This is a genomic window from Arsenicibacter sp. R0_47, assembly GCF_057652235.1.
In genome coordinates this window covers 56,326-79,064 of record NZ_JBYFCJ010000004.1, presented here as the reverse complement: position 1 = coordinate 79,064, position 22,739 = coordinate 56,326, and the positions used below count along the sequence as shown (strand labels likewise).

The 22,739-nt window shown below is 53.8% G+C and carries 16 protein-coding genes; 14 read left to right on the top strand and 2 right to left on the bottom strand.

All coding sequences use genetic code 11. The features are described 5' to 3' along the window. Position 1 precedes the first annotated feature (1 nt). Both hemF and AC23NW_RS09070 read right to left on the bottom strand, forming a co-directional pair. A complete protein-coding gene (hemF, locus tag AC23NW_RS09075) occupies positions 2–922 on the bottom strand; it encodes an oxygen-dependent coproporphyrinogen oxidase (RefSeq protein ID WP_487449013.1) in 921 nt (306 codons plus the stop codon). A 77-nt stretch (positions 923–999) separates the two neighbouring features. Continuing rightward, on the bottom strand, positions 1,000–1,623 hold the full coding sequence (locus tag AC23NW_RS09070; protein ID WP_293838760.1) for an AlbA family DNA-binding domain-containing protein: 624 nt from the start codon (positions 1,621–1,623) through the stop codon (positions 1,000–1,002). A 373-nt stretch (positions 1,624–1,996) separates the two neighbouring features. On the opposite strand from AC23NW_RS09070, the gene AC23NW_RS09065 reads away from it, so the two are divergent. From AC23NW_RS09065 to AC23NW_RS09000, 14 genes are all read left to right on the top strand, one after another. Further along, positions 1,997–2,362, top strand: coding sequence for a hypothetical protein (locus AC23NW_RS09065; RefSeq protein WP_487449011.1), 366 nt, complete (start codon positions 1,997–1,999; stop codon positions 2,360–2,362). Between the two features lie 64 nt (positions 2,363–2,426). Continuing rightward, positions 2,427–2,957 (top strand): ferritin, encoded by a 531-nt coding sequence (locus tag AC23NW_RS09060; protein ID WP_293838766.1) that lies wholly within the window; start codon positions 2,427–2,429, stop codon positions 2,955–2,957. Positions 2,958–3,081: 124 nt separating this feature from the next. Beyond that, positions 3,082–5,178 (top strand): pyrroloquinoline quinone-dependent dehydrogenase, encoded by a 2,097-nt coding sequence (locus AC23NW_RS09055; protein ID WP_487449010.1) that lies wholly within the window; start codon positions 3,082–3,084, stop codon positions 5,176–5,178. Positions 5,179–5,316: 138 nt separating this feature from the next. Beyond that, positions 5,317–7,386: an alpha-L-fucosidase gene (locus tag AC23NW_RS09050; RefSeq protein ID WP_487449008.1), complete on the top strand. Its 2,070-nt coding sequence runs from the start codon at positions 5,317–5,319 to the stop codon at positions 7,384–7,386. 103 nt (positions 7,387–7,489) lie between these two features. Further along, the gene (locus tag AC23NW_RS09045) at positions 7,490–10,174 is read left to right on the top strand and encodes an alpha-L-rhamnosidase (protein ID WP_487449006.1); all 2,685 of its coding nucleotides are present in this window, start codon (positions 7,490–7,492) and stop codon (positions 10,172–10,174) included. Positions 10,175–10,277: 103 nt separating this feature from the next. Further along, positions 10,278–10,991, top strand: coding sequence for a class I SAM-dependent methyltransferase (locus AC23NW_RS09040; protein WP_487449005.1), 714 nt, complete (start codon positions 10,278–10,280; stop codon positions 10,989–10,991). Between the two features lie 181 nt (positions 10,992–11,172). Then, positions 11,173–12,243: a FecR family protein gene (locus AC23NW_RS09035; protein ID WP_487449003.1), complete on the top strand. Its 1,071-nt coding sequence runs from the start codon at positions 11,173–11,175 to the stop codon at positions 12,241–12,243. A gap of 237 nt (positions 12,244–12,480) precedes the next feature. Next, positions 12,481–15,864 carry a SusC/RagA family TonB-linked outer membrane protein gene (locus tag AC23NW_RS09030; protein ID WP_487449002.1) on the top strand — a complete coding sequence of 1,128 codons (3,384 nt, stop codon included), beginning with the start codon at positions 12,481–12,483 and terminating at the stop codon, positions 15,862–15,864. 11 nt (positions 15,865–15,875) lie between these two features. After that, positions 15,876–17,396 carry a SusD/RagB family nutrient-binding outer membrane lipoprotein gene (locus AC23NW_RS09025; protein ID WP_487449000.1) on the top strand — a complete coding sequence of 507 codons (1,521 nt, stop codon included), beginning with the start codon at positions 15,876–15,878 and terminating at the stop codon, positions 17,394–17,396. A gap of 142 nt (positions 17,397–17,538) precedes the next feature. Next, on the top strand, positions 17,539–18,024 hold the full coding sequence (locus tag AC23NW_RS09020; RefSeq protein WP_487448999.1) for a RidA family protein: 486 nt from the start codon (positions 17,539–17,541) through the stop codon (positions 18,022–18,024). A 13-nt stretch (positions 18,025–18,037) separates the two neighbouring features. Beyond that, positions 18,038–19,258, top strand: a complete 1,221-nt coding sequence (locus tag AC23NW_RS09015) for an aminotransferase class V-fold PLP-dependent enzyme (RefSeq protein ID WP_487448998.1) — start codon at positions 18,038–18,040, stop codon at positions 19,256–19,258. A 9-nt stretch (positions 19,259–19,267) separates the two neighbouring features. Beyond that, positions 19,268–20,530 carry an amidohydrolase/deacetylase family metallohydrolase gene (locus tag AC23NW_RS09010; RefSeq protein ID WP_487448997.1) on the top strand — a complete coding sequence of 421 codons (1,263 nt, stop codon included), beginning with the start codon at positions 19,268–19,270 and terminating at the stop codon, positions 20,528–20,530. Between the two features lie 183 nt (positions 20,531–20,713). Continuing rightward, a complete protein-coding gene (locus AC23NW_RS09005) occupies positions 20,714–21,613 on the top strand; it encodes an RraA family protein (protein ID WP_487449640.1) in 900 nt (299 codons plus the stop codon). 49 nt (positions 21,614–21,662) lie between these two features. Then, positions 21,663–22,559: an SMP-30/gluconolactonase/LRE family protein gene (locus AC23NW_RS09000; RefSeq protein WP_487448995.1), complete on the top strand. Its 897-nt coding sequence runs from the start codon at positions 21,663–21,665 to the stop codon at positions 22,557–22,559. Positions 22,560–22,739: the final 180 nt, after the last annotated feature.

The window sequence follows — 22,739 nt, the reverse complement described above, 5'->3', positions numbered from 1 at the left end:
TTTATACCCAGTCAATTCCTTTTTTGAGCAACGATAGCGTATGTTGCTCCCTCGTGCCGGTTTGCGGCTGATGGTTATAGGCCCAGTTGGCCTGTGGCGGTAAACTCATCAGAATGGATTCGGTCCGGCCGTTTGACTCCAGGCCAAATTTCGTACCGCGATCCCAGACCAGGTTAAACTCAACGTACCGCCCCCGCCGCAGATACTGCCATTGTTTCTCCGCCTCCGAAAACGGCAGACTCCGGTTTTTGTGCATAAAATGCGTATAAGCCGGAGCGAAGGCATTCCCGACATCCTGCACAAAGGCAAACAAATCCTGCTTTGATACCTCACCGGAAGGCTTCAGATAGTCAAAGAAAATCCCCCCGATACCGCGTGTTTCTTCCCGGTGCCGGATATAAAAATAATCATCAGCCCACGCCTTGAACTTCGGGTAGTACCCTGTATTGTGGCGGTCACAAACGGCTTTCAGGTGCTGATGGAACCAGCGGGCATCATCTTCAGCCACGTAATGCGGTGTCAGATCAATGCCCCCGCCGAACCAGAAAATACCATTGCTAAGCTCAAAATAGCGGACATTCATGTGGATAATCGGCACCATCGGGCTGTTGGGATGCAGCACAATTGACACACCGGTTGCGTAAAAATCGGCAGGTTCAGTCTGGTTCAGCTGCCGGAGCGTTGCCTCATTGGCCGGCCCGTGAACGGCCGAAAACAAGACACCGCCCTTCTCGATCACAGTCCCGTTTTCGATAATACGCGTCCGGCCGCCACCACCTTCGGCGCGCTCCCAGTTGTCTTCCCGGAACCGGCCGTCGCCGTCGGCGTCTTCCAGTGCCTGGCATATGCGGTCCTGTAAACCGGTAAAAAAGTTAGTTATGGTTATTCGGTCGGGTACCCCGTTTTGGTCTGTTTCTGCCATACGTAAAGTGGCTCCCCATTGGCCGGAAGCCGGATATTGAGCCGTAAAATTAGCGGGTTCGTCCGAATGGAAGGCAGTTAATCCGAAACTTTCAGCGAATAACGGGGCGGTCGCGGGCGGTCGATCATCAGAAGCAGCCCCTTCTCGGTATATTCACGCAGCATTTTTTCGGCCCGCTGATCGGAAACATTGATCAGCTGTGCCAGTTTAGCGGCCGTAATGGAGTCATTTTTACGGAAATACTGCAGCAGCATCCGGACATTCGGCGTCTGTAACAGTTTGGTATCGACGGCGTTTTCCGATAAAATCAGCTTGTTGGTCGGAATGGATTTATCCCTTGACCGGACATACAATATCTTATGCCCGCGTTCATCGATGGCCTTAACCGGTTTTTCGTCGCTTTCCGGCACATTAACCACCAGCACATCCTTACCTTCGTGAACAATCATTTCATAACTGACAGACAGTGCCGGCTCAGTAAAAAAATCACTCGCCTTCTCAATTTTCTGTATTTCGTGGTACTCCGACTCAATGCCCGACACCTGCCCGTCATCATCCACACCAACGATCAACAAACCGCCCGATGTGTTGGCGAAAGCTACCAGCGTTTTTGCAATTCGGGACGCCGAGGACACGGTACTCTTAAACTCTAACCGGACTCCTTCTCCTTGTTCAATCAGCTCTGCAAGATTATATGGCATCCTTTTCGTGGATTATTACGTCCGTTATTGCTGAGACAAACTACAAAAAAGTTTTCAGTTTGTCGTTGACAGCATTGGTTTTATGGGCTGGCTTATCATGGGAACAAAGATCCTGCTCCGGTCAAACGGTAACGTATTTGTCTCTCAATTGTTTATTTTTTTACTTATTTTTTCTAAACTATATATGGTAAAAGGTTATATTTGCCTTAATGAAATAGTTAAGTTGAGTACCGCAAGTACTCAGATAATCCCGGTTTCAACTTGAAAGCCGGGATTTTTGTTTATACCGGTTTTAAATAATTTTTATTTAGATTTTTTCTAAACAAAAAATTAGCTGTTATTTTGCTGTAGAAATCGTGAAGACTTATCCGACATGCAGGACAGCTGGCAGGAATTATATCAGAATACAAAAGGTACGGTATATCAGTGTGCGTTAACAAACCGGTTTATCGTGGATTTCTGCGGCGAGCAAACCGCATTTTCAGTACTTGATTTCCGGCAGTTCCGGCGCATGGCCGAAGCCGTTGATCTCCGGCAAATGGCTCTCATGACCGATGATGCCCATGATGTAGCGATACTCTCCCCTCCCCGTACCGACCGTTGTTTTGTCCTGACGCTCTGTGAACTCGTTCACCTGCGCGACCTGCTCAGCGGGACCCGTTTCGTACAGGATCTGTACCGGCTTATTGACGAATGTGGCTGCTCATTTACTGAAGATACCCGGCTCGCTGTCCAGTAGTTTCCGGCAAACATTACCGGCGTTTATTTCTTTTACTCAATAACTAACTATCCATTCTTTTCTTATGAAAGACATTGTCAGACTTCGTACGTCGATTAAGGAAGACATCGAACAGATTCTGAATCAGCAGATTCAGATGGAATTTGAATCTTCGTCAAAATACCTGGCGATGGCCAGCTGGTGCGACCGGAATGGTTTTGAATTCTCGGCGGGTTTCTTCTACAAGCAATCCGATGAAGAGCGGCAGCATGGTCTGAAGATTTTCCATTACCTCTGCGATCAGGGGGTGGTTGCCATTACGCCGGCGGTTGGTGCCGTTCAGATTGAATTCGACACACTGCGGTCGGTTTTTGAAGCTGCACTGGAGCAGGAAATTACGGTGACCAACGCCATTAACCGGATCATTGCGACCTGTCGCCGCGAAAACGACTACATTACCGAAGAGTTTCTGCGCTGGTACGTGAAAGAGCAGATGGAAGAAGAATTCATTGCCCGGCGTTGTCTCGATCTGTTCAACCTTATCCCGGCAGACGACACCCTCCGCCTCGACAAAGAACTTGCCCGTGTTACCTTCACCGGCGAAACCGTTGATTAACACCCCGCGTCCCGTTCCTCTGAGCGGGACTTTTTTTCTGTCTTTTCAGTAGAAAGCCCCTCGTTTTCACTCCTGTAAGCAAATCGAGCTTGTCCCATACAGCTGTTTACTGTTTACTCCGTATATGAAACGAGTGTTCCTGCTCCTTTTTCTTTGTCTGCCCTTTGTGTGGGCAAGCACCTTAACGTCTGACACCAGCTGGACGGAATACAACGGTGATGGCGCCCGAAGCCACTATTCCGCCCTGAAGGAGATCAACACCGGAAATGTTGGTCAGCTGAAACCCGCCTGGACATTCCGGTCGCAGGATGCAGATACGCTGAAAAACCGCAGTCAGGTCCAGTGCAATCCCATTATCATCGACGGCGTACTGTATGGCGTATCCGCCGCAATCCAGGCCTTTGCGGTGGATGCCCATACCGGTAAGCTGCGCTGGAAAACGGCCCTGACCGATAACGGCGGCACGCTCAGCCGCGGGGTAACGTACTGGCGTGAGGGCAACGATGCCCGCATCTTTTTCGGTGCCGGGCAGTGGCTCTACGCCCTCGATGCCAACGCAGGACAACTGATACCAACCTTTGGCAATGGCGGGCGCATCGACCTGAAAACCGGTATTGAGCGCCCCGGCGGCGATGACTATATCCGGATGAATACCCCGGCCACACTGTATAAAGACAACCTCATTGTCGGGGCACGCCTTGCGGAGGGAGAGACTGCCCTGCTGGGCGATATCCGGGCGTTTGATGCCCGGACGGGTAAGCTGCGCTGGACGTTCAAAACCATACCGGAACCCGGTACTCCCGGCTACGCTACCTGGTCGCCGGCAAAACCACGCGAGCGGCTGGGCGGGGCGAATGCCTGGGCGGGTATGGCCGTTGACCGCGAGCGGGGCATTGTTTACGCCCCCACCGGCTCAGCGGCTTTCGATTTTTACGGCGGCAACCGCAAAGGCGACAACCTGTATGCCAACTGTCTGATTGCCCTGGATGCCAACACCGGCAAACGCCTCTGGCACTTTCAGTTCGTCCACCACGACATCTGGGACCGCGACCCGCCCTCACCGCCCAACCTTTTGACCGTTACCCACCACGGCAAACGCATCGATGCCGTGGCGCAGACAACCAAACAGGGGCACGTATTCGTGTTTGACCGTGTAACCGGAAAACCGCTGTTTCCCATTGAGGAAAAGGCTTTCCCGCAGACCCATATTGCCGGCGAGCAGACGGCACCAACCCAGCCGATTCCCGTAAAACCGGCCCCGTTTACGAAACAGACCTTCACCGAACAGGATGTTAATACGTGGGCTTCTAACCGCGATGAAATCATTGCGCAGCTCCGGAAAGCCCGCACGGGCAGCCCCTACACACCACTCACCGAAACCATGACCCTCTTCTTCCCCGGCACCGATGGCGGGGCGCAGTGGGGCGGTTCAGCGACTGATCCGGAAGGGACAATCTACATTCCGGCCAAGCAGAACCCTTGCTTTTCGTCACTGATCCGTAAGGAAACGCCCGGCTCAACGGCATCTATTACCGGTGCACAGCTGTACACCCGGAACTGCTCAGCCTGTCACGGCGCCGACCGGCGGGGCAACCACGACGGCTCCTACCCGTCTTTACTCGGGCTGGAAAAACGGTATACGCCCGACGCCGTAAACCAGATTTTACTGAAAGGGCGTGGCATGATGCCTTCCTTTTCCCACATTCCCGAAGCCGAACGAAAAGCGATTCTGGCTTTTTTGATGAATACGGGCAATCCGGCTACGGTTCAGGGAGCGGTTGCCAAATCAACGGAGATTCCCTATCAGCATACCGGCTACAACCGCTGGTACGACAGCAAAGGCTATCCTGTCAGCAACCCGCCGTGGGGAACGCTGACGGCAATCGACCTCAATACCGGCGAACACCGCTGGCAGATTCCGCTGGGTGAATATCCGGAACTCACCCGTCAGGGCATTGCCCCTACCGGCACCGACAACTATGGCGGACCGCTGGTCACGGCCGGGGGACTGGTGTTCATTGCTGCCACGAAAGACGAAATGTTCAGGGCTTTTGATAAACGGACGGGGAAATTAATGTGGCAGGCCAAATTACCCGCTGCCGGCTATGCTTCGCCAAGTACCTACACGGTTAATGGCAAACAATACATCGTGATTGCCTGCGGCGGTGGCAAGCTCAATACTAAATCCGGAGACCAGTACATTGCCTTTTCCCTGAACTGATTTTCTTATTAATCCATCTTTACCGGAGCCAGGACTAAAACTTAATCATGTACCTCCTGTAATCCTGTCAAAGTCTGTTCAAACGTGTAATTTGCAGGTCAATTCTCAACCAATCGACGCATAATTTCTCATCAGTAGATGAAAAAACTCACGTTAATGACCCTGCTGGGTCTCAGTGCCAGCCCGTTATTGGCGCAAAAAACGCTCCCACCGGCACCGTACGGAGCCGTACCGTCTCCCCAACAGATTGCCTGGCAGAAAATGGAGTATTACATGTTTATCCATTTCGGGCCGAATACGTTTACCAACAAGGAATGGGGACACGGCGATGAAGACCCGAAGGTCTTTAACCCGACGAATCTCGATGCCCGCCAATGGGCGCGCACGGCTAAGGCAGCGGGTATGAAAGCCATTATCATCACCGCTAAGCACCACGACGGGTTCTGCCTGTGGCCGAGTAAATTCAGTACGCACACCGTCCGCGAAAGCGCCTGGAAAGACGGCAAGGGCGACGTTCTCCGCGAGCTTTCCAATGCCTGTAAGGAATACGGCCTCAAGTTCGGCGTCTACCTCTCGCCCTGGGACCGGAACCACCCGAAATATGGCACGGACGAATACAACCAGATTTTTGCCAATACACTGAACGAGGTTCTGGGGAACTACGGCGATGTGTATGAGCAGTGGTTCGACGGAGCCAACGGCGAAGGTCCGAACGGGAAAAAGCAGGTTTATGACTGGCCGCTTTTCCATAGTGTCGTATTCAAAAACCAGCCCAAAGCCGTTATTTTCAGCGACATAGGCCCCGGCTGCCGCTGGATGGGTAACGAAGAGGGTATTGCCGGCGAAACAAACTGGTCAACGCTGAACGTCAAAGGATTCGGCATGGGCAATGACGCCCCGCCGACCAATATCCTGAATACCGGCAACGAAAACGGTGAACGCTGGATTCCGGCCGAAGTGGATGTATCCATCCGTCCTGGCTGGTTTTATAGCCCCGATACCGACGACCGCGTTAAGTCCCTGAATCACTTACTGAAAATATATTACTCGTCGGTCGGCCGCAACGGAAACCTGCTGCTGAACGTGCCGGTTTCCCGCAAAGGGCTGATTCACCCGAATGACTCAACGCGGTTAATGGAGTTCCGCCGGACCGTCGATGAGTCGTTTAAAACAAACCTGGCGCTGCGGAAATCCGTCAGTGGTTCGGAAGTGCGCGGCAACGACAAAGCCTACGCGGCCACCAACCTGACCGACGGCAACTTTGACAGTTACTGGACTACCAACGACAACACCCGGCAAGGATCGTTTATCGTCGATCTCGGCAAACCAACGGACGTGAACCGTGTGGTACTCCAGGAATACATTCCGCTTGGTCAGCGGGTGAAGTCGTTTAAACTGGAAGCCTGGAACGGTTCGGCCTACGAAACCATCGACCAGCAGACAACGATTGGCTACAAGCGCATTCTGGCATTCCCGACCCGCAAAACGGCTAAAATCCGCGTGACGATTCTCGACGCCCTGGCCTGTCCGGTGATTTCGGAGTGCAGCGTCTACAAGGCACCGGAACTGTTATCTACCCCGGCCATCAGCCGGAACAAGCAAGGTCTGGTCAGCATCACGACCGAACTGGCCGACCCGATTATCCGCTATACGACCGATGGCTCCGAGCCAACGGCTTCGTCGCCGGTCTATGCCAAACCGTTTGAGCTGGTACAGGGCGGAACGGTCAAGGCAAAGGCATTTATTCAGAACGGAGCCAAATCGACGGAAACGGTCCGGGCATCGTTTGACCTTGCGCCGGCTAAATGGTCGGTTGTCAACAGCAAGGATACCCGCGCGATCGACTCGAATCCGGGCTCCGTCTGGGTCAGCAACCGCCCGGATGCCGGCAAAAAATACCCGCACGAGCTGGTGGTCGACCTTGGCGAATCCCTGAACCTTACCGGCTTCACCTATACGCCCCGTCAGGATAGTAACCACAGCGGAACCATCTATCAGTACAGTTTTTACGTGAGTCAGGACGGTCAGAACTGGCAGGCGGTGCAGGAAAACAGTGCGTTCGGCAACATTAAAAACAACCCGATCAAGCAGGAAATCCGTTTCCCGAAAGCATACGGTGCACGGTATTTTAAGCTGGTTGCCCTCGCGCCTGCCAACGACACGGATACAACTGCCTCGGCGGCTGAGGTGGGTATACTGGTGAACTAATATGATTTATGGGGCAACTCCATTTGGGCAACCACGTGCATTTGGGCAACCACGTGCATTTGGGCAACCACGTGGGGTTGCCCCTACATTTATGAAACCCGATATGAAACCTTTTTTAACGATATTCCTGACGCTTCAGCTGGGCGCGGTGATGGCTCAGAAACCGGCCTGTGTGCCAACGGGTTTACAGTGTGAGCACCTCGTGAATCCGCTCGGGCTCGATACACCGGCTCCACGGTTTTCGTGGCGGCTGGACGATGACCGCCGTGGTGCCCGGCAAACGGCCTGGCAACTGGCTGTCGGTACCGATTCGGCAGCCCTGGCAGGCGGAAAAGCCGACAGCTGGCAAACCGTTAAAACAGCCACCAATCAGGGACTGGCGACCTATCATGGCAAACCCCTGAAACCGTTTACTCCCTACTTCTGGCGCGTTACGGTATGGGACAAAGATGGCAAACCGGCGACGTCTGCCATTGCCCGCTTTGAAACCGGCATGATGCAACAGAAGAACTGGATGGGCGCCTGGATCAGCGATGTCAGTAACGTCGATCTGAAACCCGCGCCTTACTTCCGGAAAGGCTTTACCATTGCCAGAAAAATCAAATCGGCACGGGCCTATATTGCAGCGGGTGGTCTCTATGAGCTCTACATCAACGGAGAAAAAACGGGCAATCACCGGCTCGATCCGATGTATACCCGCTTCGACCGGCGCACGCTTTACGTGACGTATGATGTGACAAAACAGCTTCAGACCGGCAAAAATGCCATTGGCGTACTCCTTGGCAATGGCTGGTATAACCACCAGTCGACCGCTGTCTGGGATTTTCATAAGGCCCCGTGGCGCGCACGGCCCACTTTCTGCCTCGATCTCCGCATTACCTACGACGACGGCACGACCGAAACCATCGCCTCCGGTAAAGACTGGAAAACGGCGCTGAGTCCCGTCATCTTTAACTCCATCTATACCGCCGAACACTACGACGCCCGGCTCGAACAACCCGGCTGGAATACCGCCTCGTTTGATGACTCGAAATGGAAAAATGTATTGCTGCGGGCAGCACCTTCGGAAAATATCGTCGCGCAGGCCATGCATCCGGTACGCAATGTCGAAGCCATCCCGGCCCGGCAGATGCGCCGGATCAATGACACCACCGTTGTGTTTGATCTCGGCCGGAATATCGCCGGCGTCAGCCAGTTCAGGGTGAGTGGTCCGGCCGGCACCGTCGTCCGGCTGAAACACGGGGAGCGCATTTATCCAACCGGTCTGGTGGATATGTCGAACATCGATGTACACTACCGCCCAACCGACAAATCGGATCCGTTTCAGACCGACATCGTTATCCTGAGCGGAAAGGGCGAAGAAGTCTTTATGCCGCACTTTAACTACAAGGGTTTCCAGTATGTTGAAGTTACCAGCAGCAATCCGCTGACCTTGAGCGAGAAAAGCCTGACCGGCTATTTTATGCACAGCGATGTACCACCGGCGGGGCAGGTTACATCATCGAATCCGACGATCAATACGCTGTGGTGGGCGACCAATAACTCTTACCTGTCGAACCTGTTCGGCTACCCGACCGACTGCCCGCAGCGGGAGAAAAACGGCTGGACCGGTGACGCTCACATCGCCATCGAAACCGGCTTGTATAGCTTTGACGGCATAACGGTTTATGAAAAATGGCTGGCCGACCACCTCGACGAACAACAGCCCAACGGGGTGCTGCCGTCGATTATCCCGACCGGCGGCTGGGGCTACGAATGGGGCAACGGCCCTGACTGGACCAGCACCATCGCGCTGATTCCGTGGCATGTGTATCTGTTTTACGGTGACAGCAAGATTCTGGCCGACAACTACGAGGCCATGAAACGGTACGTCGACCGGATTACCGCCATCAGCCCCACCGGCCTGACGACCTGGGGGCTCGGCGACTGGGTGCCGGTTAAGTCGAAAACGCCGGTTGAGTTTACATCGTCGGTGTATTATTTCACCGACGCGTCCATTGTTGCCAAAGCGGCTAAGATATTGGGCAAACAGGCAGATTTTGTGGCTTACTCTGCACTGGCCGCCAAAATAAAGAATGCAGTCAATGCAAAGTATTACAATCCGGCAACCGGTTTATACGGCCAAGGGGTTCAGACCGAGCTGAGTGTGCCCCTGCACCTGGGCATTGTACCGGACGACCAGAAAGCAAAGGTGGCGGCCAATCTGGCCAAACGGGTTCAGGCCGATAACACGCATCTGGACGTTGGGCTGCTGGGGACCAAATCCATTCTGAACGCGCTGAGCGAGAATGGCTATGCCGATGTTGCCTATCAGGTAGCGGCGCAGGAAACCTTCCCGTCGTGGGGCTGGTGGATTAAAAACGGCGCGACAACGCTGTACGAAAACTGGCCGATTGATGCCAAAAGCGACATTTCGATGAACCACATCATGTTCGGCGAAATCGGGGCGTGGCTGTACAAGGCCCCTGGTGGCATCAAACCCGATCCGGAGCAGCCGGGCTTCCGGAACATCTTGCTGGAGCCTCATTTTGTTAAAGGGCTCAACCGGTTTGACGCGTCCCACGCAGGCCCGAACGGCCTGATTACCTCAGCCTGGTCGCGGGGGAACGACGGCATTACGTATTCGGTTGTGATTCCGGCCAATTCCAGCGCCACCCTTACCCTGCATCTGGCATCCGGCCAGCAGCTATGGGAAAACGGGCAGGTTGTGAAACCGGTAAAAGCAATCTCAGGTAACACCGCCCGGTATACGTTGCAGGCGGGCAACTATTCGTTTATTATCCGATAAAAGCGGTGAGCTGGCCAGACCTTCCAGGAAGTTTTGAACTTCCTGGAAGGTCACCGGACGGTCTTCTTCCCGGAAGGTAAATCCATACCAAAAACAAGACAACATGGAGGATATTTATGAACCAGACTATGTAAAAAGGCTTTTTGATAGTATGTCAGACTCCTACGAACGAATGAATTACATTACTTCGTTTGGTTTCTCAATCCGGTGGCGCAAGCAGTTTATACGTGCTCTGGGCCATAATACCGCTGACATACAAGCCATTGATTTATTATCAGGTCTGGGCGAAAACTGGACAATTCTGGCAACCCAGTTTCCGAATGCACACTTTACCGCATTAGATTTTTCAAAGCGAATGTGTGCGTTAAGCCAGCAAAAGCAGGTTAACAGGCCGGGGCGTAAATTCGTAATACTGCATCAGGACGTTTTGAAAAACAACCTGACAGCCAATCAATACGATATCATCACCTGCGCGTATGGACTGAAAACGTTTAACAAAGAACAGCTTGGCAGGCTGGCCGCTGAAGTATACAGAATTTTAAAACCAGGCGGAAAATTTTCGTTTATTGAAGTATCCAAACCCCGTAATAAGCTATTATTATTTACGTACAGACTGTACCTGAAACACATTATCCCGAGACTTGGAAAATTGTTTCTGGGGAATCCGGAGGACTATCGTATGCTCTGGACTTATACCGAAAATTTCGGTGATGCCTCAGTTGTTAAGGAAATCTTTCAAAGCCATCAGCTGGCGGTACGTTTTGATTCGTATTTTTTTGGTTGTGCTACCGGCATCAGCGGCACAAAGATGGTCTGAATACTCTGGTTAACTTTTCAGGAGGCTGGTAAAAGCCATACCCGCCCCTTGGCAAAACTTCCGTAAACGGCAACATTTGAAGGTCGTTTGCAAAAAATGCAAAATATTTTTCCCTAAACGGGAGTATTAGCGATAGTTCCTTGCATCATTACGGTATAAACGCCAAACCGCGTCCGTTTTCATGCAAAATTTTCGGAATTATACCCCAGAAGCATTAGCCGGTGAACCTTCCTTCATACGCTGGAAGCTGTTCAACGTTGCGGATGATGCCGCTTTCTGGGAGGTTTGGCTGCTGCAACATCCCGACAAACAGGAAGTGGTAGACCAGGCCGACCAGCTTTTGACGATGCTGCACAGGGTTTATGACAACCGGCAGCCGGACAATAGTCTAGTTGAAGCCGGAATTCAACGCCTGACCGGATATCTGGAAACCCATACGGCGACCCATACCCGCCCTTTATGGCCAAAGGTTGCCCTGCTCCGCATTGCCGCCGGACTACTGCTGCTGGCCAGCAGCTGGCTTGGCTATCAGCGGCTGGCCAATCAGGCTGTCAGTTACCAGGCACTGGTGAACGCAACCCCTCGCCCACTGACCGAAGTCGTTAACCAGCGTCCTCACCCTGTTACGATTACGCTGCCCGACCAGAGCACCGTGTTGTTACAGCCGAAAAGCCGGCTAAGCTTTCCCCGCTCTTTCAGCGATTCGACCCGCGAGGTTTTTCTGTCGGGCCAGGGCTTTTTCTCGGTAACCCATAATGCTACCCAACCGTTTGTGGTAAAAACGCACCGGCTGACGACCCGTGTGCTGGGAACCAGCTTTCTGGTTGAGGCCGTCGAGGGTATGCCGCAAGCCAGGGTGATTGTCAGAACCGGAAAAGTGCGTGTTTCCGCAACCGGCCGCCGGCAACAGATGCAGTCCGCCACGCTTGACTTAACTCCCAACCAGCAGGCCACGATCACGGATACGCGCCAAACGCTGGTCCGCAGTTTAGTTGATCAGCCGCTCCTGCTTCAACCGGTCAGCATGCAGTTTAAAGCGTCGTCAATAACCACGGTCTTTCAGCAGCTCGAAACAGCATACGGCATTCCCATCCGGTTCAACGAAGGTCTCATGCAGGATTGCTACCTCACGGCTACGTTTACCAACGAGCCGCTTTTCGATAAACTAACCCTTATCTGCCATACAATTGACGCCCGCTATACGGTTTCCGACGGGCAGATTTTCATCACCAGTAAAGGATGTATCAATTAACCCGTATTTTCTTAGCCTTGAACAGACCCTGAGTTGCCTATGATGAAATAACAGACGATGAAGCAAAAAAAAGTCGGACATGCGCCAACATATCCGACCTGAGAAGCTCCCCTGATTTACGACGTACGACCATCATCCGCAAGGCGGACAGGGGATTTTTTGTGCCGGTTTTTCACCTCGACAAGCATCAAAATTATGTCAAAAAGTGTACTTATTCCAAAAAAAATACAGAAAATTATGCGCTTTAGCCTGATTCAGGCAGTGCTTTCTGTTACGCTTACCGCCTTAACCTTCGCCCATGCTGTGAACGGGCAGAAACTACTGGACCAGCGTGTTACCCTCCAGCTATCAAATGCCACCATAGCCAGCGTACTGGAACACCTTGAATCGCAGGCCCACGTAAAATTCATGTACAACCCGCAGATTTTTGGCGCCGGCAACCGCATCGTTTACCGGTTCCGGGATGAGAAACTGGCGGATGTACTGAAAAAAATTCTGGCTCCCTATCAGGTAACATTTGACGTACTCCAGAACCAGATTATCCTGAAACGCACGGATGCACCGGCAACGATGCGGTCGCCGCTCCCGGCCGAAGCCCCTAAGCGCCGGCTGACGGGACTCGTTCTCGACGAGACCGGTTCGGGGCTGCCGGGTGTTAGCGTCATCATTAAAGGCACCGAACGGGGCACTTCCTCGGGCTCCGACGGCAAATTTGCCATTGAACTGCCGGAAAGCGCCGAAGCCACCCTTATTTTCAGCTTCGTGGGGTACACCCGCCAGGAGATTGCCGTTGGCAGCCGCACCGATCTGACGGTGAAAATGGTACCGGAATCGAGCACGCTCAACGAAGTAGTAGTCACTGCCCTCGGTATTGCCAAAGACAAAAAAGCCCTCGCCTATGCCGTGTCGGAAGTAAAGGGCTCGGAATTTACCCAGGCCCGCGAAAACAACGTAGCCAATGCGCTGTCGGGCAAAATCGCCGGGGTTAATGCAACCGGTATGTCAACGGGCCCGGGCGGTTCGAGCCGCATCATCATCCGCGGTAACGGCTCACTGACCGGCGATAACCAGCCCTTGTACGTAATCAACGGGATGCCGATCGATAACACGGTGCCGGGCGGTCCGGCAACGACCAACGGCGGCCAGGGCAACGTGGACCGCGGTGACGGGATTGCGGGCATCAACCCCGACGACATCGAGTCAATCAACGTCCTGAAAGGTGGTACGGCCGCTGCCCTCTACGGCTCACGGGCTGCCAACGGCGTTATTCTGATCACAACCAAGAAAGGACGCGCGCAGAAAGGGGTCGGTATCGAATACAACTCGACCTTCACGATGGAAACACCGGCCGTAACGCCCGACTGGCAGTATGCATACGGTCAGGGCGATAACGCCGCCAAACCAACGACGCAGGCACAGGCCATTGCCTGGGGTCGCCGGTCGTGGGGCGCTAAGATCGACGGATCGGATTTCGTGGCCGCCGACGGCCTGACACACCCGTACACAGCGCAGAAAGACAACATCAAAAACTTCTACCAGAACGGTACGACATTTACAAACACGCTGGCCTTTACCGGTGGCAATGAGAAAGTTAATTACCGTTTTTCCCTCGCCGATCTGGCGGCTAAAGGCGTATTACCGTCGAATACCTACAAGCGCAAAACCGGTAATCTGAACATCAACGGTCAGTTTGGCAACAAGATTTTAATTGAGGCACTCGCGCAGTACACCCTCGAAAACGGCCACAACAAAACCGGTGCCGGTGACGCCCTCGGCAACCCGAACTGGACGCCGTATATGATCGGCAACACCTCGGATATCCGCTGGCTGAGCCCCGGCTATGATGCCAATGGCACCGAAATCGCCTGGAACGACGCCGACATTGCCTCGAACAGCTATTTCGTAGTCAATAAATACAAGCAGGACGACAGTAAAAACCGGTTTATCGGCCAGTTCGGTATCACGTACAAAATCCTTGACAACCTGTCGGTTAAAGGCACCGTAAGCCAGGATTTCTACAACTACAATTACAAGTATATCCTGCCAACCGGTACGCGCTACATTCCGAACGGACAGTACAACCAGATGAAGGCCGACGTGAACGAGCTGAACGCCATGCTGACGGCTAACTATAACACTAAAATCGGCGAGAACTTCGGTATTTCGGCCATGGCTGGCGGCAACACGCGGAAGTATGCCTACAACCAGCTGAGCATTGCCGGTCAGACGTTTATCATCCCGTACTTCTACAGCTCAACCAACCTGGCAACGGCTACCACAACACCGCTGAACCAGCGCACCCAGACAAACTCGGTCTTCGGTTCGGTTGATCTCGACTACAAGGAAATTGCCTTCCTGACCATGACCGGCCGGCAGGACTGGTTCTCCACACTGAGCCCGAAAAACAACACGATTTTCTACCCGTCAATCGGTGGCAGCTTTGTGCTTTCGCAGGCGTTCCGTTTGCCGGCCGCCATTGATTTTGCCAAACTGCGGGCTTCGTGGGCGCAGGTAGGCGGTGCGACACCGGACCCGTATGTGATTAACCTGACCTACTCGATTGTGCCGAGTTCCGGGCAGCCGTTACAGAACGTTACGAGCAACGCCATTACCAACGCCGGACTGAAGCCGCTCACCTCAACCACCTACGAGCTGGGGATGGACCTGAAGCTGTTCCAGCGCCGTGTGGGCCTTGATCTGACGTACTACAACCGCGCTACCACCAACGATATTGTGCAGACCAGCATCTCTCCGACATCCGGCTACAACTCGGTTTACCTGAACGTTGGTAAGCTCAACAACAAGGGTATTGAGGCACTCGTGACCTACAATCCTGTGAAAGCCGCTGATTTCGGCTGGAACATCAGCTACAACGTCGCCTATAACCAAAGCAAGGTGGTGAAACTGGCCGACGGCATCAAGTCCATGCAGATGGCAACGTCGGTCAACAACTGGGCTTATGTAAACTCGGTCGAAGGCCGTACCTACGGCGCTATTTACGGCACAACGAAAGTGCGCGACACCAATGGCAATATTGTTTATGATCCGGCGACCGGCTACGCTCAGAAAACCGGCTTACAGGAACTTGGACTCGGTGTTCCACCGCTGACAATGGGTCTGTCGAATGAATTCCGCTACAAAAATTTCTCCCTGAACATCCTCGTTGACGGTAAGTTCGGCAACAAGGTATTCTCGGTAATGGAGGTGTATGCCATGCGGATGGGTAAGCTGAAGTACACCCTCGACGGCCGTGATAACGGGCTGGTCCTGAAAGGCGTGACACCAACGTGCGACGCCTACACGCGCACGGTTCCTAAGGAAAGCCTACGGATTTACTACGACAACGAGAAAAACTACTCAGACCTGTTCCTGCACGATGGCAGCTTCATTAAACTGCGGCAGGTGATTCTGAGCTATAACGTACCGGCCAGCATCGTCAGACCCCTGCGGATGCAGTCGGCCAGCCTGTCCTTTGTGTCGCGTAACCTGTTCACGCTCATGAAGCACACCGACAATTTCGATCCTGAACAAAGCTTTACCAACAGTTCCAATCAGGGTTTTGAGTCGCTGGGCTTACCGCGTACCCGCAGCTATGGCTTTAACCTCCTCGTTAAATTTTAATCGTGACAACCATGAAAAAGAACCTGACTACCCTCGCCATCGCCCTGTGCGGTCTTAGCCTGTTAACGGGCTGCGATAAAGGTTTCGAGGATCTCAATACCAACCCGGATGCCTCCAACGTAATCCGGCCGGAATATGTCTTCACCAAGTCGCAGTACGACGCGGCCGGCAACATGATCACCGGATTGCAGGGAACGATGCAGTATACCACCAGCTATAATGACGTAGCCAGCTGGGGGTCAAAATACATCTTCAACCAGGGAACAGCTCCGTATACGGTTTTCAGCAACGCTTATCCGAACGAAATCAACGAAATCGGTGAAGTCATCCGGGCCGTGGAGAAAGATCCGGCTCAGGTCAATAAACTGGCCGTCGCCCGGATCTGGCGGGTATATGCCTTTTCAAAAATTACGGATCTCTACGGCGATATTCCCTATACGCAGGCGGGCCTTGGCTATACCCAAAGCCTGTTTAAGCCTAAATACGACGCACAAAAGGACATTTATGCCGACATGCTGAGCGAGCTGGAAAAATCAGTGGCTCTGTTCGATGCGTCGAAAGCAACGTTCGGTGCGGCAGACCTGGTATACGGCGGCGATATCACGAAATGGAAGAAATTTGCGTATTCGCTGATGCTCCGGCTGGGTATGCGGATGACCAAACCCGACGCGGCATTGGCCGAAACATGGGTTAAAAAGGCTATCGCCGCCAACCTGCTGGTAACCGAAGACGCCGACATCGCCAAAATTACCTATCTGGCTTCGGGGCAGGTCATTAACCAGAACCCGCTGGCCTACTGGATGCTGAACAGTGATTACCTGAAAGCCGACGGTTCCAGCAATCCGGAGGGCGGTAAGTTTCACGAAACGTTTATCAACTACCTGAAAAAGACCGGCGATCCGCGTCTGCCGGTACTGTCGGTGGTGTATGTCGGTGGTAAGCCAAACAATGATCCGGCCATCCAGAAAGGCATGGTGGCGACGATCCCGAACACCAAGCCATCGGATTTCGTGACCTATTCAGAGCCTAACCCCGCTACGCTCCTGAAATTAAACGCGCCGATGCTGATGCTGACCAATGCCGAAGTGAACTTTTATCTGGCCGAAGCGGCTGTGCGGGGCTGGTATACCGGCAAAACTGCCGCGGCCGCCTACGATGCCGGGGTAAAGGCCAGTATGCGTCAATGGGCCCTGTTCGGGGCCGACGGGGTGATCCCGCAGGCAAGCATCGACGCCTACGCGGCCGCCAATGCGCTCAAAACCGGTACGACGGCCAGTCAGCTGGAGCAGATTTATAACCAGTTCTGGGTATCGGTTTTTCCGAACTCGCAGGAAGTATTCCTGAACTGGCGGCGGACGGGCTACCCTGCCCTGACACCGAACAACTACCCGGGCAACATCACCGGCGGTAAGATCTTCCGCCGGATGCTCTACCCGGCGTCCGAAGAAAACCTCAATAAGGAGAACTACAACGATGCTGCCGGCAAGCTGGGCGGTAACACGTTCCTGACCCAGATGTGGCTAGACAAATAAGCTAACCCTGCCTACCCTTAACCCAATGCCCTGCACCAGTCAGCCGACTGGTGTCAGGGTACCTTGTGCCCGTTTTTCCCGCTACCCGGTTTTACCCGCTCCTTGCTGAAGTTATTACAAACGCATTTTACCCGAAAAAACCATGAAACCAGTTGCGCAGCGCCGTTCCATTCTGAAGCGCCTGTTTACGTCTGTAGCCGGACTTGCCGGTATCAATACTATTGCTCATGCGGGTTCCCGAACCGGTAGCCCGCAGCCCGATGCAGCGCCTGAAAAAGAAGCCTTTACCATTACTACCGATGAGGGTGTTCCGCTTTTTTCCGGCTCAACCAAAATGGGCAACTTCGTCTTTGTTGCCGGTAAGGGTTATCACAAGGAAGGCGACATCCGCGTACATACCGATGAAGTCCTGAAAGAACTGGAAAAAGAGCTGATTAAAGCCGGCTCCTCGATGGAAAAAGTCCTGAAAGTCAATGTCTATCTGCATGACCTGAACGACTACAAAGCCATGAATGAGGTCTATAAAGGCCGGTTCGGCAGCAAGCCGCCGGTCCGGACAACGGTGGCCGTATACGGCGGTGTTCCGGGCGATTCGCTGGTCGAAATGGATTGCATTGCGTATATCTAAACCCGTTACTCCGATGCTCAACCGACGAAAACTCATCAAACGCCTGTCAGGCGTTCCGCTCCTGTCCGGTGCCTTGGGCAGCCTGTCGCTGGACAGTCTCACTGGCCCGAACGTCAGCCCGAAACGCGACCTGTATAAGGAACTGGGCGTCCGCACCTTCATCAACGCCACCGGTACGCTTACCTACCTGACGGGTTCGCTCATGCAGGATGAGGTACTGGACGCCATTAACTATGGTGCTAAAGAATTCTGCCAGCTCGACGAGCTACAGGACAAGGTGGGCGCCAGAATCGCACAGATGGTCCATGCCGAAGCCGCTGTGGTAACCTCGGGCGCTTTTTCGGCCATGACCCTCGGTCTGGCCGGTATCCTGACCGGTATGGACCAGAGTAAGGTGGAGAAACTGCCCCATCTGGCCGGTACAGGCATGAAAACCGAAGTAATCTGCCAGAAAGCCCATGACATTGTCTACAATCACGCCCTGACCAATACCGGTTGCAAAATCATACAGGTCGAGACGGCGGCTGATGTTGAAAAAGCAATTAATGAGCGGACTGCCCTGATGCACTTTCTGCACATCGAGGCCGACAAAGGCAAGATTATGCACGAAGAATGGGTTGCCCTCGGCAAAAAATACAATATTCCGACTTCCATCGACATTGCCGCTGACGTACCGCCGGTCTCGAACCTGTGGCGCTTCAACGACATGGGCTTCAGTTTCGTGGTGATTTCCGGCGGCAAGGCCATGCGCGGCCCCCAAAGCGCCGGTCTGCTGATGGGCAAAAAGGATATTGTTGCCGCTGCCCGCCTGCACATGCCGCCGCGCGGTTTTAACATCGGCCGGGGCATGAAGGTAAACAAGGAAGAAATTCTGGGGATGTATGTTGCCCTGGAGACGTTTATTAATCTGGACCACGATAAGCTCTGGAAGCAGTGGGAAGACGGCATTGCCTATGTGCAGGATGCGGTCAGGGGTGTGAAAGGCATTACAACGTCGGTACATGTGCCGCCGCTGGGCAATCACACGCCTACCCTGAAAATTACCTGGAATCCGGCCGATTGTAAGCTGACCGGCTCCGCCTTACAGGAAGCCCTCCGGAAAGGCGATCCGTCGATTGAAATCGGTGGCGGCGGACCAGCCGGTGTGCAGGTAACCGTCTGGATGATGAAACCGGGGCAGGAGAAAATCGTGGCCCGCCGGTTGAAGGAAGAGCTGATGAAAGCCACTGTCTAAGCCCCGGCCATGCAGTATTTACTCAGCGTCATTCTCTGCGCAATGTGTCTGAGGGCCGTAGCGCAACCGTACCACATTGTGATCCGGAACGGCCACGTTATCGACCCGAAAAACCACATCGACACCCTGCTCGATGTGGCTATTCTCGACGGAAAAATTGCCGCCGTTGCACCCCATATCGATGCGGCCGGCGCCCGTCAGGTGGTCGATGCCAACGGGCTTTATGTTACGCCCGGCCTGATCGACATCCATACGCATGTCTTTTTCGGCACCAATCCCGACCAGGCCTATGCCAACGGCCCGAGCGCCATCCCGCCCGATGGCTTTACGTTCCGGACAGGCGTAACAACCATTGTCGACGCCGGCTCTTCGGGCTGGCGGGAGTTTCCGACGTTCAAAAAGCAAACCATCGACCGTTCCCAAACGCGGGTGCTGGCCTTCCTGAATATTGTCGGCAACGGGATGCGGGGCGGCACATTTGAACAGAATCTGGACGACATGGACCCAAAACCAGCCGCCGACATGGCCGCTCAGTTTCCCGACCAGGTTGTTGGCTTCAAACTGGCGCATTTCAACGGCTATAACTGGACGCCGACGGAGCAGGTGGCAGAAGCCGGAAAGCTGGCCCGGCTGCCGGTCATGATTGATTTCGGGGGGAGTACGCCGATGCTGTCCCTGGCAGATTTACTGCTGAATCACCTGCGTCCCGGCGATCTGTTCACCCACTGTTTCGGGCAGCTGCGGACCCGCGAAGCCATTGTGGATGTGGCCAGTCAGCAGGTAAAGCCGTTTGTACTGGAGGCCCGCCGCCGCGGAATCCTATTCGACGTGGGTTACGGGGGAATCAGTTTTGCGTTCTCGCAGGCGATTCCGGCGCTGGAACAAGGCTTTTTTCCGAATACGATCAGCACCGATATACATACGGGCAGCATGAACAATGCCATGAAGGACATGCTCAACGTGATGTCGAAGTTTCTGGCGATGGGGATGCCGCTTCATGACGTCATCCGGGCCAGTACCTGGGCACCTGCTCAGGCCATTAACCGGCCGGCCCTCGGGTCGTTGTCGGTAGGCAGTGAGGCTGATGTCGCCATTCTGAATCTGGAAAAAAGTACGTTCTCCGTCCGCGATGAGGGTGTGTTCGGCTTCTTCGACTATACCGGCCGGAAGATCACAGGCACCCGGCGGTTTAGTTGCGAAATGACCATCCGCAACGGCCGCATCGTTTACGACCTCAACGGCATCGCCCGGCCAATTTATGTTAAGTTCTGAGCCGGAGCGTCAGGTCCGTAATAGATAGCTTTCTGCTTGTTCTGTCTTTTACGGATAAGCATCGTCTTAGCGGGACAAAAGCCGCTTTTGCGGTTCCCCCGCCGATGCTGCCGGTAGCCCATTCATTAACCTTTACCTGTTTGTTAGCCCGTGCATTACACGTTCCGAACCCTTGCTGTTTGTCTGGCCCTCGGCCTGCCGGCTTTCCGTCCCGTCTCGGCCCAAACCATCCCCAAAGACGAACTGACTTATCTGACCGCCGAATGGAAAGGCGAACGGTTTCCGGACGGGCGTCCGAAAGTGCCCGACGATCTGCTGCGCCGCGCCCGGAACATCGGCATCGAAGAAGCCTGGCAGGTGCTCAACAACGAAGGCTATACCTGCCAGTTCGAACGGGGCTGGAAAATCATTCACGAGGACGAGCCTATTGTCGGCCGCGCCCTGACCGCCATGTACCTGCCCAGCCGGCCTGATGTGGAAAAAAGCATCCGGGAACGCGGTAAAAAACAGGGGCGTATCGGCAACACCAACGCCTGGCCGATCGACCAGCTTACCAAAGGCGATGTGTATGTTGCCGACGGGATGGGAAAACTGACCGACGGTACCCTGATCGGCGACAATCTGGGGAACTCTATTTTTGCCAAAACCGGTACAGGCGTTATTTTCGATGCCGCCGCCCGCGATCTGGAAGGGCTGAAAAACATCAAGGGCTTCAACGCCTACGTCCGCGACTGGGACCCGACGTTTCTGAAAGACGTGGTCCTGATGGGTCTCAATACCCCGATCCGCATCGGTAAAGCCATTGTGATGCCGGGTGATCTGGTACTCGCCAAAAGCCAGGGCGTGGTGTTTATTCCGGCCCACATGGCCGAAAAGGTGATTCTCACCGCCGAATTCATTGCCCTCCGCGACAAATTCAGCCGTGCGATGCTCAAATCCGGAAAATACACGCCGGGACAGATTGACAACCAATGGACCGACGTCATCAAAACCGATTTTCTGAAGTGGCTTGATGCCAATCCGGATGAACTACCGATGAAACGCGCTGAGCTTGACGCCTACATGGAGAAACGTACCTGGTAATGCGCGATCCATTACCTTTGCTAACTGACCGAATTACTCATTCACGTACATGCACTTTTTTTCACGCGTAACCACTCTTTGCACGACTGCCCTGGCAACCGGCCTTTTCCTGACAGCCTCGGCCCCTGACCCTGCTCTTTTCAAAGCGCGGGTATTCACGCCGGCAAACGGCTTTACCAATGGTGTCGAAGGGCCGGCCGTCGATAAGGCCGGAACCATCTATGCCGTCAATTTTGCCAAAGAAGGCACCATTGGTCAGGTTACTCCGGCAGGGAAGGCCAGTCTGTTTGTTGAATTACCGGCCGGCAGTGTCGGTAACGGCATCCGGTTCAACAAAGCGGGTGATATGTTCATTGCCGATTACCCGAAGCATAATATCCTCCGCATCAAAAAGGGCACAAAATCAGTTACGGTTTTTGCGCACGAAAGCCGCATGAATCAACCGAACGACATTGCCATTGATGATAAAGGCCGGTTGTATGCCAGCGACCCGAACTGGAAGGAAAACACCGGCAATATCTGGCGCATCGACCCCGACGGGAAAGTAACACTACTGGAAGCAGACATGGGCACGACCAATGGAATAGAGGTAAGTCCGGACAATAAAACGCTGTATGTCAACGAATCCGTCCAGCACAATGTGTGGGCCTATGACCTGTCGCCGTCGGGCGCGGTCAGCAACAAACGCCTGCTGATCAAATTCCCTGATTTCGGGATGGATGGTATGCGCTGCGACAAGGCCGGTACCCTGTACATCGCACGGTACGACAAAGGCACCGTTGCCAGGGTGTCGCCTCAAGGCAAACTACTGCGGGAGATTGAACTGACCGGCAAAAAACCAACCAACGTGACCTTCGGCGGCAAAGACAACCGAACGGTGTACGTTACCCTTCAGGATCAGGGAAATCTGGAAGTTTTCCGTGCAGACCTGCCCGGACGGCAGTAATCCATTCTACAAACCTGTTGTGTTCCCTTCGTAGAGACGCAATATTTTGCGTCTCGTTTTTATGCCAGTTTACGTTTTTCTATTAATCTACCTGACGGGTGATGAGACGCAAGATGTTGCGTCTCTACGATTTTATATCCGTTTCACGGCCATTTCTTGCTTTTACTACCTGACGGATGA